This is a genomic window from Oscillospiraceae bacterium, from assembly GCA_031265355.1.
GTDB lineage: Bacteria > Bacillota > Clostridia > Oscillospirales > UBA929 > JAIRTA01.
In genome coordinates this window covers 14,221-28,558 of record JAISCT010000006.1, presented here as the reverse complement: position 1 = coordinate 28,558, position 14,338 = coordinate 14,221, and the positions used below count along the sequence as shown (strand labels likewise).

The 14,338-nt window shown below is 54.4% G+C and carries 14 protein-coding genes; all 14 read left to right on the top strand.

Annotated elements, in window-relative coordinates; genetic code table 11:
- Positions 1-2,720, top strand: a 2,720-nt coding sequence (locus LBK75_00915; GenBank protein MDR1156858.1) for an InlB B-repeat-containing protein, incomplete at its 5' end; no start/stop codon positions are given.
- A gap of 446 nt (positions 2,721-3,166) precedes the next feature.
- Entirely contained in the window at positions 3,167-3,949 is a 783-nt protein-coding gene (locus LBK75_00910; protein MDR1156857.1) for an amino acid ABC transporter substrate-binding protein, read from the top strand.
- A gap of 115 nt (positions 3,950-4,064) precedes the next feature.
- Complete coding sequence (locus tag LBK75_00905) at positions 4,065-4,748, top strand: amino acid ABC transporter permease (GenBank protein MDR1156856.1); 684 nt, start codon at positions 4,065-4,067, stop codon at positions 4,746-4,748.
- A gap of 94 nt (positions 4,749-4,842) precedes the next feature.
- Complete coding sequence (locus LBK75_00900) at positions 4,843-5,586, top strand: amino acid ABC transporter ATP-binding protein (GenBank protein ID MDR1156855.1); 744 nt, start codon at positions 4,843-4,845, stop codon at positions 5,584-5,586.
- Positions 5,587-5,711: 125 nt separating this feature from the next.
- Positions 5,712-7,769 carry a Zn-dependent exopeptidase M28 gene (locus tag LBK75_00895; protein MDR1156854.1) on the top strand — a complete coding sequence of 686 codons (2,058 nt, stop codon included), beginning with the start codon at positions 5,712-5,714 and terminating at the stop codon, positions 7,767-7,769.
- A gap of 258 nt (positions 7,770-8,027) precedes the next feature.
- A complete protein-coding gene (locus LBK75_00890; GenBank protein MDR1156853.1) occupies positions 8,028-8,186 on the top strand; it encodes a hypothetical protein in 159 nt (52 codons plus the stop codon).
- 48 nt (positions 8,187-8,234) lie between these two features.
- A complete protein-coding gene (locus LBK75_00885; protein ID MDR1156852.1) occupies positions 8,235-8,405 on the top strand; it encodes a hypothetical protein in 171 nt (56 codons plus the stop codon).
- A gap of 461 nt (positions 8,406-8,866) precedes the next feature.
- Positions 8,867-9,301, top strand: a complete 435-nt coding sequence (locus tag LBK75_00880) for a hypothetical protein (protein MDR1156851.1) — start codon at positions 8,867-8,869, stop codon at positions 9,299-9,301.
- Between the two features lie 147 nt (positions 9,302-9,448).
- Positions 9,449-10,414, top strand: coding sequence for an ABC transporter permease (locus LBK75_00875; GenBank protein ID MDR1156850.1), 966 nt, complete (start codon positions 9,449-9,451; stop codon positions 10,412-10,414).
- Positions 10,415-10,420: 6 nt separating this feature from the next.
- Complete coding sequence (locus tag LBK75_00870) at positions 10,421-11,581, top strand: hypothetical protein (protein MDR1156849.1); 1,161 nt, start codon at positions 10,421-10,423, stop codon at positions 11,579-11,581.
- A gap of 4 nt (positions 11,582-11,585) precedes the next feature.
- The gene (locus LBK75_00865; GenBank protein ID MDR1156848.1) at positions 11,586-12,260 is read left to right on the top strand and encodes an ABC transporter ATP-binding protein; all 675 of its coding nucleotides are present in this window, start codon (positions 11,586-11,588) and stop codon (positions 12,258-12,260) included.
- A 77-nt stretch (positions 12,261-12,337) separates the two neighbouring features.
- The gene (locus tag LBK75_00860) at positions 12,338-12,835 is read left to right on the top strand and encodes a sigma-70 family RNA polymerase sigma factor (GenBank protein ID MDR1156847.1); all 498 of its coding nucleotides are present in this window, start codon (positions 12,338-12,340) and stop codon (positions 12,833-12,835) included.
- A gap of 74 nt (positions 12,836-12,909) precedes the next feature.
- Entirely contained in the window at positions 12,910-13,833 is a 924-nt protein-coding gene (locus LBK75_00855; protein MDR1156846.1) for a DUF4367 domain-containing protein, read from the top strand.
- 12 nt (positions 13,834-13,845) lie between these two features.
- Positions 13,846-14,274, top strand: coding sequence for a hypothetical protein (locus LBK75_00850; GenBank protein MDR1156845.1), 429 nt, complete (start codon positions 13,846-13,848; stop codon positions 14,272-14,274).
- Positions 14,275-14,338: the final 64 nt, after the last annotated feature.

The following is a 14,338-nucleotide window of genomic DNA, read 5'->3' as shown; positions in this document are numbered from 1 at the left end:
CCAACTGGGACGCCTCTCCCCTCACGATCACCGGCACCACCGCCGCGAACGGAAAGTTCACCAATTTGAGCGTCTCGGGGTACGACGGAAGCGCCAACACTTTGGCCGACTTCTCATTTACAGGAAAAGTAATTTCCAATATTGAGAAGGCAGAAGTGGGCCGCTACGTCATCCAATACTGGACGGCGGCGACAGCGACCCAGCCGGAGGTCCCGATGCGAGACCTCTTGGCGGATTATCGCGGTTACAGCTGGCCCGGCCAGCCGTTCTCCATCTCCTTCCCTCCGGTGGAGGGATACCGCCGTGTGGCCAACCAGCCGACAGAGGGTTTCTACGTGCCGGGAACACAGACGATAAAGGCGTATTATGAGTCGCTGAGCGTTATTGTTGACCCGATCGGGCTGGAAAAAACGGCCGTCCGCCTCAGCGAAGACGAATGGGAGGTCACGCTGGCCATCCAAAGCGATTCGAAGACCTACACGCCGACCGTCGATCTGGACATCATGCTGACGCTTGACAGATCCGACTCCATGACGGTCACGCGGCGCAACGCGGTGCGGGCGGCCGCCATCGGTATGGTCGACGCACTTTCTTCCAACGAAAGACTGCTGGGGCGGGTCCGGATCGGCGTCGTGCAGTTCGCCTCCAACAACGCCACATCGTCCAGACTGGTGCTGGCGCTGACAAATGTCCGCAATGCCGGCGCTCTCGCCGCGGACGGGGTCGAAGCCGCAAAGAGCGCCATCATAGACGCGCTCTCCGCCACCAACGGCTCCACCTATATGAATCTGGGCATCGACCACGCCCACAACGAACTCTATCACTCCGCGCGGACAAGCGTCTACAGCCTGAAATATCTGGTGCTGCTGACGGACGGCCAGGCCACCAACACCAGCGCCGCACGCACCTCGGCCAACAACTACAAGACGCACGCGGAGCACACAGACGGCAGACTGATCACCATCGGGCTGGAGACCACCACGGCGGCGACCAACCTGCTGAAAGAGATTCAAAACGCCGGCTATTATGCGGCCACCGATGCAAACGTCTCCCAGGTGTTTGCGGACATCGTGGAAGCGATCATCGTCGCCGGCGTTCAGGCCGGTATCGTGGTGGACCCCGTGGGAGACGGCTTTGTGTTCCGGTCGGTGACGGGCGCGGCCCTGCCCGCGTCGGGCGCGGTGGACAGTTACGTCACGGCCTCTCAGGGCGCGGTGGTCTTGGAGATACGCAGCGGGAAGCCGACACTGGTCTGGGATCTGGCAAGCCACGTGGACGGGACGGCAACGCTCACGTACCGCGTGCGGCTGGCCGACCCGGAGGCCAGCAAGAACACCCCCCTGCCCACCAACGGGACGACGACGCTGTCCTACATGGACGTCGACGGCAATCCCCAGGTGCAGAATTTTGACGTGCCCATCGTGGTGTACGGCGTGAGCCGGCTGGCGGTGGCGTACGAGGGCGCCATCCCGCCGGCGCAGCGGCCCGCCCCGACGGTGATAGGGCCTATCAATTTGTATCAAACGCCCATCCCGCCCCCCTTCCAGCTCAACTTCCCCCCGCAGAATTTCGCGGGTTTCGCGCTGACTTCCATCACGCTGACGGGATCTGAGGTCATCGACAATCAAGTGGTCACGTGGGATCTCTCCGCGACGACCATGCCGGACCTCATCGACCAAGTGAACGGCAGGATCGACGGCAGAATCGCGATCGTCCCCGGCGTCGCATATGAGTATTTCCTCCCGATGCCGGTCGGGGATCTGACTCTCGCCTATCACTACGACCAGCCTATCGAATATCACGTCGTCTACCACAACGTAAGCGGTGTGAGCAATCCGAACCCGGCGGCCTACACGGTCCTCGACACGCCGGTGTTTTTGCAGGGGCTGACAGGCCGGCCCGGCTACACGTTCACAGGCTGGTACGCGGACGCGGGCTACACGGTGAAAGTCACGGGGATTGAGTCGAACGGTCTCGAAGATCGAGACTACTGGGCCAAGTGGGGCGACGGCGGGCCCGACAACCCCAACAAGCCGGATACGTACACGATCACCTACCAAAACGTGAGCGGCGCGGAGAACCCGAACCCGACGACTTACACCATCATCGACACGCCGCGCTCGCTGAAACCTCTGGCGCGCGCCGGGTATACGTTTGAGGGCTGGTACGCGGACAGCGCCTACACGGCGCCGGTCACGCGGATCGAAGCGGGCGGCACGGGCCACCGTGTCCTCTGGGCCAAATGGAGCGGCGCCGACGTCTACACGGTCACCTATCACAACGTACAAGGCGCGGAGAACCCGAATCCGGCGACCTACACGATCCTCAGCGCGCCGCTGCCCTTGGGGGCGCTGACGGGCCGGCCCGGGTATACGTTCGCGGGCTGGTACGCGGACGAGGGCTATACGGTGCGGGTCACGGAGATTGAGGCGGGCGCCGCAGAGGAGCACGACTACTGGGCCAAGTGGGGCGACGGCGGGCCCGACAACCCCAACAAGCCGAACGTCTACACCATCACCTATCATATGCTCAGCGGCGAGCACATACCGAATCCGAACCCGACGACCTACACCATCATTGACACGCCGATCTCTCTAAAAGCGCCGTCGCCTGCGTACGAGGGTTTCGCGTGGTACGACGCCGACGGCAAGTGGGTCACGCGGATTGAGGAGGGCACGACAGGCGACTTGGCGTTCTGGGGCGTGCTTTCCATGCCTTAGGTCTGTCGAAAAATAACCTGTACATTTGACTTGCCCTTTTGCGCTCCGGCCGCGTTGCCGGAACCCTTGAATACTACAAGTATTCGCGGAACCCGGCGCCTTGCCGGGACACAAAATTGCTGCGCCAACTGCACTCTTTATTTCCCGACAGACCCTTAAAGCCAGCGGGAGACCAGAGGGCGCGCCGCAGAGCGATGTTTCAGAACACGTGATGCGGCGCGCCCTCTTTTGGCGCCCCTTTGCAAGTTCCGGCCCATCAGACTGCACAGGCCGGTCGCGCGCCGCCGATCAGCCGGCGGCCGGTTGAAAATTTTCTCATTTCTTTCTTGACTTATCCTGTCACACTATAGTAGAATAATGGGTGCAAAGGGGCGACGCCGTAAACGTTTTTGTCTCTTTGCATTTTTTCCGTTTTTCCTATTTTTTGAAAGTCTGGAGTGGAAACGATGAAACGCATTGCCTGTCTGCTGTCTTTTGTCCTCTGCCTGGCTCTGACAGCCGGGTGCGCCCCTGCGGGGCCGAAAGCCGATCTCCCGGACGAGCTCATCATCGGGCTCGACGACACCTTCGCCCCGATGGGATTCCGCGACGAAGCCGGCGGCTTGGTCGGCTTTGACATCGACCTCGCGAACGCCGTGGGCGAGGAACTGGGCGTCAAGATCCGTTTCCAGCCGATCGACTGGGACGCCAAAGAGATGGAGCTCTCCTCCCGCAACATCGACTGCATCTGGAACGGCATGTCCCGGACTCCGGAGCGCGAAGAGAGCATGACCCTCTCGAAGAACTACCTGAACAACCGCATCGTCATCATGACAAACCCCGACGTGCAGATCACCTCGAAAGAACAGCTCTCGGATTTCAAGATCGGCACGCAGGCTGAGTCCTCGGCGCTGGAAGTCGTTCAGGGCGACCCTGTCTACCCGTCGATCGAGGCCAACCTGTCCGAGTATCGCACATATGACGAGTGCATCCTTGACATGCAAGCCGGCCGCATCGACGTGATGATCGTCGACGAGGTGCTCGGGCAGTACAAAAACAGCAAACTCGCCGTGAAGCTGAACGTCGCCTCCGTCGACTTCGGCGACGACTACTATGTCATCGGCTTCCGCAAGGAGGACACCGAGCTCTGCGCACAGGTCGAAGAGGCCCTGCGGGCCGTGAAGGCGAGCGGCAAGGGCGCCGAAATCGGCAGCACCTGGTTCGGCGAAGATCTATTACTGGACATCTGACCTCCGAGCCCGGGCGTCCTCTCCCGCGGCGGGGCGCTCGGGCCTTCTTCTTTTGGCCGCGGAGATGATTTGACCGCGCCGGGCGTCTCGGCGCGGAAAGGCGGTACGGACATCGATGTCTTTTTTTGATTATACCGTCACATTGGGGCCGGCGCTGCTAAACGGCCTGGTAGAGACCCTCAAACTGTTCGGCTTGACGGTGCTGCTGGCGGTGCCTCTCGGGCTTCCGATCGCGCTGGGAAACATCTCGCGGTTCCCGCCGTTTCGGCTTCTGTGCAAGCTGTACGTCTGGGTGTTCCGCGGCACGCCCCTGATGCTCCAGCTCTTCTTCTTTTATTATGGCCTCGGCATCATCGCCAACAACACCGGCTGGCTGTTTTTACGCTTCGACCGTTTTCCGGCGGCGGTTCTGACCTTTACGCTCAATTACGCGGCGTATTTTTCAGAGATCTACCGGGCTGGCATTCAGTCGATCGACCGCGGCCAGTACGAGGCGGCCAAGACGCTGGGTTTCACACGCGGGCAGACGATGTTTCAGATCATCATCCCGCAGACGATCCGTCGGATCATCCCGCCGGTGTCGAACGAGACCATCACCCTAGTGAAGGACACGGCGCTCGTCAACGTGATCGCCGTCCCCGAACTGCTCAAGGTGGCGAAGGACGCGGCCAACCGAGACAGCAACACCACCGGCTATCTGCTGGCGGCGCTCGCCTACCTGATCGTCACGCTTATCTTGACGATGCTCTACCGCCGCCTGGAACGGCGTTTTTCCCGGCATGAGCAGGAAGCCGTCTAGGGGCGGCTCCGCAGAACCGCCAGATTGTTAGATTTTGGGTTTTTAGATTTGAGGTTGGAAGAAAGAGGACTTGCGCATGGGATACATTGTAGAGATGGAAAATATTGTCAAGACATATGCGGGGGTGCCGGCGCTGGACGATGTGACGCTCCGGGTGAAGTCGGGCGAGCAGGTCGCCATCATCGGGTCGTCCGGGTCCGGCAAATCGACGTTGCTGCGCTGTCTCAACCACCTGGAACTCATCGACTCCGGCCGCGTCGCCATCGACGGCGAGCCTCTGGCGGAGACGGACGCGGGGGGGCGGGCACGTTACCGGAAAGAGGCCGAGATCCGCCGTCTCATCCTGCGCACGGCCATGGTATTCCAGCATTTCAACCTGTTTGGGCACCTCAGCTGCCTCGAAAACATCACCATCGCGCCGATCCGGATCAAAAAAGAGCCGGCGGCGGCGGTGCGCGCGCGCGCGATGGAGCTGCTGCGCGTCGTGGGGCTTGAACACAAGGCCGACGCTTATCCCGGTCAGCTCTCCGGCGGGCAGAAACAGCGCGTCGCCATCGCCCGGGCTTTGGCGATGCGCCCTTCCGTACTGCTGTTTGACGAGCCGACCTCGGCCCTGGACCCGGAGGTCACGGGTGAGGTGCTGCGCGTCATCCGCCAGCTGGCGGCGGCGGGCCACACGATGGTGCTCGTCACCCACGAGATGGGGTTCGCCCGCGAGGTGGCGGAGCGGGTCATCTTCATGGACACGGCGCGGATCGTCGAAGAGGGCCCGCCCAGGCAGCTCTTCGACAACCCCGGCAGCGACCGCCTGCGCACCTTCCTCCAGGCGGTGATCTGAGACCGGCGGGGGACAAAGGCCGCGCAGCATAATGTGGGCAACGGGGCTCCGGTGGAGCCCCGTTGATGATATAGAAGTTGAGAAGAGAGCAAATCAGCCGCACAAAAGAAAGAGAGGGAAGTTCCATGAAGAGACGCAAACGACTGTTGTCGGCCCTGCTGGCCCTCGCTCTGATGTTCTCCCTGCTGACTCTCCCCGCCGGCGCGTTTACCGCGACCCTCACGCCCACCCTCACTCCGCTGGAGGCGGCGTTCCTGGCCCGGATCGACTACGACAACGCGGAGCGGATGGCCGTGGAGCTCACCGAGGGCATCGGCAACCGTTACACCGCCTCGTTTCGGCGGGACATGACGGTGGACTACCTGCTGCGTGAGTTCACCGAGGCCGGGTATGCGCCCTATGTGCACGAATTTATCACGCAAAACGCCAGCGGCGTCGTGAATTCCTATGTCAATGGGAGCCTCGAGGTGTTTGGCAAGAAGTACATCCTCTATGGGCCGACCTACAACACAAACACCGTCTATCGGGCCATCCGGGACGTCGATCTGCCCCTCACGGGCGCGGCTGTGGTGTCGTGGGCCAATGTGGGGCAGAATCTGACCGTCCCGGCCGGCGCCGATTACGCGGGGAAAGCCGTGTTTGTCACGATGGAGGGCGAGGGCGCACCGAACGCGGCGCGGTACTACACCGCCGCGCGGGCGCTCCAGGCCGCGGGCGCGGGCGCCGTCCTCTTTGAGTACTTCCGCCCCCGTGACGACGGCAACACCTCCTACAGCCGGATCGGCAACACGGTTGCGTCCGAACCCGACCCGCCGATTACCAACCCGCCGATCACGATCCCCGTCGGGACGCTCCTCTACAACGAGACGCACGCCGTACTGGCCGATCTCAGCGCCGACACCCCGCTCACTGTGACGATGGACACCTCCTCGCAGGGCAAAAACGTTGTGGCGGTCCTCCCCTCGGCCACCGGCAGCAAGAAGAACGTCTATATCACCGCCCACCTCGATTCGCAGCTCAGCACGCCGGGCATGAACGACAACGCGTCGGGCGTCATCATGGTCGTCGAACTGGCGCGGGCGTTGCGGGACGTCCCGTTTGACTACAACCTCGTCTTTATCTGCTTCGACGCCGAGGAGACGGGCCTCACGGGCGCCCGGCGCTTCTGTGCGGACATGACGGACGAGGACCGGGCCAATTTCGTCGCGAACTACAACATGGACATGATCGCCACAAACCAGGACGACTGCATCCACATGTTCCTGAACATCAGCGACACGCGGCTGCAGACGTTGGAGCGCACGCTGCCGACCAACAACGACCGGCTGATGGACCTGCCGGAGGCTGTCGCCGTCGCACAGGAATACGAGATCTTCAACCACTCGTACCTGGCGGCGCTGAAAATCGGTTTCGACATGGACTACTTCAACATCTGCTACGACACGACCACCGATCACTACGCCTTTGTTCAGGAGGCCACGCGGGCCGGCAACAATTTCCCCAACATGAAAAACGCTGTGGAGTATGACTGGCGGCGCAACGGCAAGGGCACCAGCTTTGAGACTCTCTACCACAAGACCGGCGACACCTTCGACGTCAACTACAGCCGGCCCCGGAACAAGGCCATTTCCGAGATCGTCGCGTTGGCGCTGTTCTCTCTGGCCCGGGCCTACCCCGCCGTCAACCCGAATCCGGCCGTCGCCGCCGCGCCGGACAGCGCGTCGCGGACCGTCGCGGTCACAGGCACGGGGTATGCCCCGGGCGCGCGGATCACGCTGCTGGGCGCCTATGACGCGGCGCCGAACTACGCGAACCTGGACGCCTTCCGGGAGATCACGGCGGATGAGACGGGCGCGTTCTCCGTCTCCCTACCCTCCCGCGCCGCCTGGCAGCGCGGGAAGACGTATTACGTGTCGACAAACGACGTAGCGGCGGCGGCGCTTATCCCGACGACTTACGTCCGGGCGCACAGCAGCGCCCGCATCTCGCTGCGCATCAAGGGCGCCGCACAGCTGAACTTCGCGACCGACGCCGCCGCGTACACATTCACCTCCTCCCACCCGTCCATTGTGAGCGTGGACGAGACCGGCCGTCTCCGCGCCCTGCGCGCCGGCACCGCCCTCGTCACCATCCGCGCCAACGACAACGGTCTGACCCACCTCGTCACCGTCAGCGTCGGCTGACCGGCAGGCGGCGCGCTGCCGCAGCGCGGCGACAAGCCTCTCCAAAATTTCCCGTTTTTAAAATTTGGGGCGCGTCGCATGGCCGTTTGGCATGCATTTCCGCTGTTGTTTGCCACAGGTTCTGGTCATACTAATGGCGGTCCTCCTTTGTTCTTCCACGGCCTGTTACATATTGTGGGTATTCCACAATATGTAACAGGCCGTACTGTTTGGGGCCGCCGGCGCGGCCCTGATTTTTTGCCAAGGGAGGTACTTGGATTGCAAACGTCCGGATTTTTGAAAGGGGTCGGCGTGGGCGCCGCCGTCGGCGCGGCGCTCACGGCCGCACTCATCCCGGCGGACCGGAAGCGGATTCTCCGCAGTCGAGCCGGCCGCACCCTCCGCGCCATCGGTCACGCCGTGGAGGATTTGGTGTAACATGACTCATACTGACCCTCCTCCGGACATAATGCTGGAGGAGGGTCAGTGTTTTCTGTCACTGTCATGGAGCGCATTGGCAAACGTTCCGATACTAATATGTGGCGGGACGCGGCGCCCGCGACGGCGCTCATCCCGGCGGACCGAAAGCGGGTTCCCCGCAACCGGTCTGGTCGCACCCTCCGCACCATCGGCCACACCGTGGAGGAACTGGTGTAATATAACGAGAAGCGTGACCCAGGCGGCTTGGCCGCTCGGGTCACGCTTCTCGTCTGGGGGCGGCACATTTTTGTGCCGAGAGAAACCCGCCCGCACAGGTCAAACCGCGCTTACAGGCGGAAAATAAATTTTTTTGCGGAAGCTGCAAGAATTTGGCCTCGAAATGGGATATATATGGCAGAGAGACAAATTCAGCGCCGCATTCATCGCTTGCACATCGGCACCTCCTGGCCTGACGACGTAAGTGGGAGCCCTCACCAGAGACAGGAGCAACCTATGCGGCGAGCAGTCCGCTGTGGCCGAGTCGCAACGGTATGCAAAGTTTACTGCGAGAAAGAGGTGGTTTGACTGTGCGAATTGTTCTGACCACAAGTAGTAAGGCATTTCGTATGATATAACTTGTTAATACTCACAGCACAGATGTCCAATTAAAAATTATATGAAAGGTGCGTGTCAAAGCTATGCCAAAAAGGCTTCGTCGACTAATTCCTCGCTTGCTTGCTGTTGCAATCCTCGCAATTTCGGTTTCGGCACTGGGGGCTTACCGTTCGGGTAATGTATACACTGGTTCGGTAAGTCAAAGCCAGAGTTGGATAGGCATTTGGTATACTTCCAATGGAAGTACACAAGTTGGTAGCATCGACCCAAAGTTTACCAAAGGAGGCACTTTTACTCCTGATAAAGTATCTGTGAGTTTTGCTGGTAGCGGTAATTATCAGGCCAGCGGGGAGCTTAAGATTTCACATTCTAATGGTGTGACTCATTCGATATCTCTGGCAACCACAGCAAATGGTTCAACTTCCCTCAATGGAACTTTGTGGGAAGCGGCAAGCGCTTTCTCTATCGTACTAACCGAAAATATATCTTCTGGAAAAGTCACATTCAAAAATTCATAACATCGCTTAAACAAGAATTTAAAATTGCAGGGTAATTTTATCCTGCAATTTTAAGTCGTATAATATGAAACCTAGTCGAAAGGGATGATTCCAGTGTTATTGTTTCTAAATCTCAAGACATTGGTGAAGAAGATGCCATTGTATTTTATGATGATCGTGTTGGTAGTATTTTTCACTGTCACTGGAACAATCGTCGTATATAATTATTATTTGACATCAAATTTAGAGAGCAGATATTATATTGAAAAAGAACGTTCTTATACTATATCTGAAAACTTTTCTGATATTGACAATCAGCTTGAAACATTGTTGAAAGAACACCGTTCTGATATCCAAAGAATTTTTGTGACTTTTAGAAACAATAATGACACTATATTGTCCGACTATTTTGGCGAATCATCTATGCTCTTCAAAGTGCAACTCGGGCGTTTTTTTGATGACACCGCCGCAAATCAAATATTGATTCCCACGAACACGCCAAATGGCGCTGATTATATTGGGCAAACATATCGTATAGAAGATGAAGAATTTCAGGTTATAGGCATTTCCAGCATTGATGCATACGAAATTCCCTATCAAACATTGAAGGTGAAAGAACGCATTGGACAAGTAGTGGTTGTCGTGGTGCATAACTTGAAAGAAGACTCGAAGAAAATGCTTGTCAATAACATCAAACGCATTTTCCAAACTGAACAAATTGAGATTCCAATCCCTCCCATCAACGGAGCGCTGTCAGTGGATTATATTATATTTTTCTCCATCATTCTTTTGGGGATACTCAATCTCTCCTATATATACATCAGTATCATGGAGAAGCGCAAGAAACAACAAGCTATATTTCACATTTTAGGTTGTAGCAGGCCCAAATTGATCGGTCTATATCTGTCCGAAATTTTTATCATCGTCACCGTTTCATTCTTCCTCTGTGCGCTATTCTCAAAATTTGTCCTTTTTAATATTTTTCATGCATTCGATGAATTCTACTATCATGTCATCAATGTGAAACAATATTTCTTCCTTTACGTAGGCTACACCTCGCCTATACTTTTTGTCCTCTTATATCAACTTGTTCATTTCTTTCGCAAAACCCCATTTGAATTAAAAAGGAAGTAATGAGATATGGCATGTGTAAAAATTGCTCTTAGGTTTTTTGTAAAAAGTCTGATATTGTCAAGCATTATGATGATGCAGTTGTCTGTCACAATCATACTTGCCAATTTCCTAATAGGGAAATACAATGCCCTCTCTGATGTTTTGAAAATCACAGACAATTTTTCGGGTGACGACACCTATATGTATATGCCTTCTCTATTTGACAGCGAACGCCGTGGCGACAAATTGGAACATTTACTAGATAAATACAAATCAGAAATCACATTCGAACAACCGATAGGCGCCCATTATCGAGCGAGTAATGGTGAAGAATATGAGGCATACGCATTGGGCGACACAACATCGAGAACCCTCGCAAATTCACTCGTCGACGGGACATGGTACACCGATACAGCGAGTTCTTATATCCCATGTGTGACTTATTCAGATCATACATTGGGAGACATTGTCACTCTTACCATAGACAATCATGTCATTGAATTTCAAGTGGTTGGAATCATCAATAGGAATGCAAATATATTAAAATTCGCCGCTGCATCCAACAAACCAAGACTCGAACACATGTTTATAAACAATGGGGAAAGCAATCCGTACCCATTGCTCCTATTTAATCAGGCTGATATTCCTTATGAATTTGATACCATTGCAGACAATAGCGCGTTGGTTTATTTCCACACAGATGACGGTACAATTAGAAAGAGAATCGTTGAGGAGTTTCGAGATATTGCGTGGTTCGTTCAATTGGAAGATGCTCGAATCGAATCCAAAGATCAACTTATGATACACGTCAAGACCTTGGCGCCAATGATTATATCTATTTTTTTCGTAGGTCTTGTCTCAACTCTGTGTTTGACAGTCCTGAATTCTATTCGTCATATGCGCATTGTCTCAATATACTACATATCTGGCATGCGGTGGGCCTCACATCTGAAGGCATTTATCCTTTACATGCTATTCCAAGTGGCCGGAGTCTGTCTATTGATGGCTGCATTCTTCCGTTTTAACGAAACTTCGGATATGCTGCCGATGGATGTTGTAATTCTCAATGATTTGAACCTAACAGCAACCTTCGTAACTCTGATCGCGACCATCATGGTTGCTCTGCTGGCCCAGATTTACATACGCAAAAAAGAGACGCCGATTAAATATATTAAAGAAAGTTGGTAATGGCATGATAAAATTGATTAATATTTGTAAAACGTACAACAAAAACAAGCGCAATGAGGTCAAAGTATTGCGTTCTCTTTGTTTGGATATCGTGCAAGGAGAAATGATTGCTATCATTGGGCCATCCGGTGTTGGCAAATCTACACTATTACATATCATCGCTTGTATCGATTCCGCTGAACAGGGTGAATATTGGTTGGATGACAGACTTATATCCGGACTGAGTGATAAAGAATACAGCAAAATCAGAAATCGTCAAGTGGGTATAGTCCTTCAGGATTTTGCGCTGATAGAAGAATATACTGTGTTACAAAACGTGATGACTCCACTTATGTTCGGGAAAAGAATCCGCAAGGCAGTCATGAAAGAAAGAACAAAAAAAGCGTTGGAAAATGTTGGTATATCCGAGCTTGCAAATCAGTATGTCTGGTCGTTGTCAGGTGGTCAAAAACAACGCACGGCGATAGCGAGGGCGATTATCAACGAACCAAAACTTATTTTGGCTGACGAACCCACAGGCGCTTTAGACGAACAAACTACAAACGACATTATGCAATTATTTACGGTCTTGAATCAAATTGGTCATACAATCATTATCATCACACACGATCCTGTCGTCGCAAAATCTTGTAAACGTGTACTTTTCATGCGCGACGGAGTTTTGTATGACAAAACATAAATCAGATTGACAAAACCCTCCCAGTGGTATACAATGGATGCGTTCCGAACAGTCAATTGCGGGGGAGGGAGCAATCGATGGAGCTTTTTCAAACAGCGGAAGCGACGTTTTATCAAGAATTGGTTGACGAGATGTATGATCTCCTGCTCAATTACACACGGATCAAAGTGTCAGACTCTTCGGCGGCACTGGATATTGTCCAAGATGTTTATCTCATCGCGTGGGAAAAGATTGACCGTGTGATTGCTTCGCCCAATCCGCAGGGGTGGCTGATGAACGCACTCAAAAACTACCTGCATAAATATTACTGTGCATTGGCTGATGATCAGCAAATGACGCAGCCGCTGGCAGACAATGCGTCGGATCAAGTGTTGTTGTTTGAACCGGCAGACGATGAGATGTCGTTTTTGTCAGTGTTGACCCCACAGGAGATTCGCATTGTCAGGTTGAAGGAGCAAGGTTATCCGCACAGAGAAATCGCCAAGCTTTTGGGGTTGCGGCCCGGCACAATTGATTCCGCCGTATCGCGTATCAAGGCAAAGATTTCCAAGTTCTTGAAGGACGAAGGCGCTTAAAAAATTTCTTTCCACGCGATGCAAGAATTCCGCTCCGAAACGGGATATATAGTGTAGGAGGGAGGTGTTTCCCGGTGAATCGTCAGTTTTCTACCGCTGAACTTGAGAAAAAGACGATTGAGGAGCTACAAGCTATATTGGCTGACGACACACTGCTGCCATTGGACGATGCTTCCAATACTGAAAAAATTCTTGAGATTCTGGCGATCATCAAACGCAAAGAGAACAAAACAGACGAACAGCGCAAAGCGGAACGCATCGCATTCTGGACGGGATTGCTGGACCGCCACGGAAACGAACTGCCCATCCGCCTCGAAGATGTCATGCACCCGCGCGAACACAAAAGTTGCAGCGATGGCCTCAATCCACAAGCAAGCCGGACGCGGTTTGGAGATCACTTTCCATGGCACAAGGCAGGCAGGCGGTTCGCAACAGTTGCGACGCTGATCGTGGCGTTGCTGCTCGTGAACACGTTTGTCGCCTATGCGTTTCAAATCAACATTTTAAACGTGGTAGTAGACTTCACAGACGACTTGTTCCGCAAAACAGTTGTATCAACGGTGAACATGCCCAGATCTATGGAATCCTCGCAGGACAGTCCTACAAGCGGAGGTAGTACCCTCCTTCAGACAGCACTCGACGAATTGGGTATCACGCAACCGAGTGCTCCCGATTGGATGCCAAACGGATTTGTATTCGACAACCTACAAGTTGCCGATGCACAGAGTAGCAAAATTTTAGCGGTGCAGTACAAACGCGGCAAAGAAGCGATACTGCTAACGTTTGTTCTTTATAATCAACCTCTTACTGAATTGACGCGAAATTACGAAAAGAGCGCAGGTGCTCCATTGGAATATAAACGTGACGGTATCATTCACTACATTTTTACCAATTTAGATGTGACGGTCGCAACATGGCTCGATGGCCTGTGTGACTGTGATATTCAAGGAAAGATTTCCGTCGAGGAAATAAAATTAATTATCGATTCGATGTATTAAGGAGGATTCATCATGAAAAAGCATATAATCGGCACAACCGCACTCACAATGGCACTGGTATTGTCGCTCATCACAAGCATACCCGCGTCAGCGGCACAACTCAGAGCAAGTCAATATTTGTCAAGTTACTCCGCGTTTGCAAGCGCAAGTGGCGGCCGTATAACGGTCGAGTATTCTGTATTCGCCACGGGAATAGCGGATGAGGTTGGCGCTAGCCAAATTGTCATACAGCGCAAGAACGGCTCCACATGGACGAGTGTCAAAACGTTCAACCGCAGCAGTTACCCCGCGTTAATCGACGAAGATTGTCTGTTCTATTTAAATACTGTAACTTACGACGGCACATCGGGGCAACAATATCGTGCCGTGGTGACGATATACGCAAAAATCGGCAGTGGTTCAAGTTCATACAATTACACGACCAACACGGTGACCGCGTGACATGATTTTCGCAAGATTAGGCCACAATGGCTGAGCCGTGTTTACAGGCGAAAATTCGACCTCG

Coding starts and splice junctions, on each gene's coding strand:
- LBK75_00860 (MDR1156847.1), top strand. CDS start 12,338: ATGGAGCTTTTTCAAACAGCGGAAGCGACGTTTTATCAAGAATTGGTT.
- LBK75_00910 (MDR1156857.1), top strand. CDS start 3,167: ATGAAACGCATTGCCTGTCTGCTGTCTTTTGTCCTCTGCCTGGCTCTG.
- LBK75_00870 (MDR1156849.1), top strand. CDS start 10,421: ATGGCATGTGTAAAAATTGCTCTTAGGTTTTTTGTAAAAAGTCTGATA.
- LBK75_00850 (MDR1156845.1), top strand. CDS start 13,846: ATGAAAAAGCATATAATCGGCACAACCGCACTCACAATGGCACTGGTA.
- LBK75_00905 (MDR1156856.1), top strand. CDS start 4,065: ATGTCTTTTTTTGATTATACCGTCACATTGGGGCCGGCGCTGCTAAAC.
- LBK75_00895 (MDR1156854.1), top strand. CDS start 5,712: ATGAAGAGACGCAAACGACTGTTGTCGGCCCTGCTGGCCCTCGCTCTG.
- LBK75_00880 (MDR1156851.1), top strand. CDS start 8,867: ATGCCAAAAAGGCTTCGTCGACTAATTCCTCGCTTGCTTGCTGTTGCA.
- LBK75_00865 (MDR1156848.1), top strand. CDS start 11,586: ATGATAAAATTGATTAATATTTGTAAAACGTACAACAAAAACAAGCGC.
- LBK75_00875 (MDR1156850.1), top strand. CDS start 9,449: ATGATGATCGTGTTGGTAGTATTTTTCACTGTCACTGGAACAATCGTC.
- LBK75_00900 (MDR1156855.1), top strand. CDS start 4,843: ATGGAAAATATTGTCAAGACATATGCGGGGGTGCCGGCGCTGGACGAT.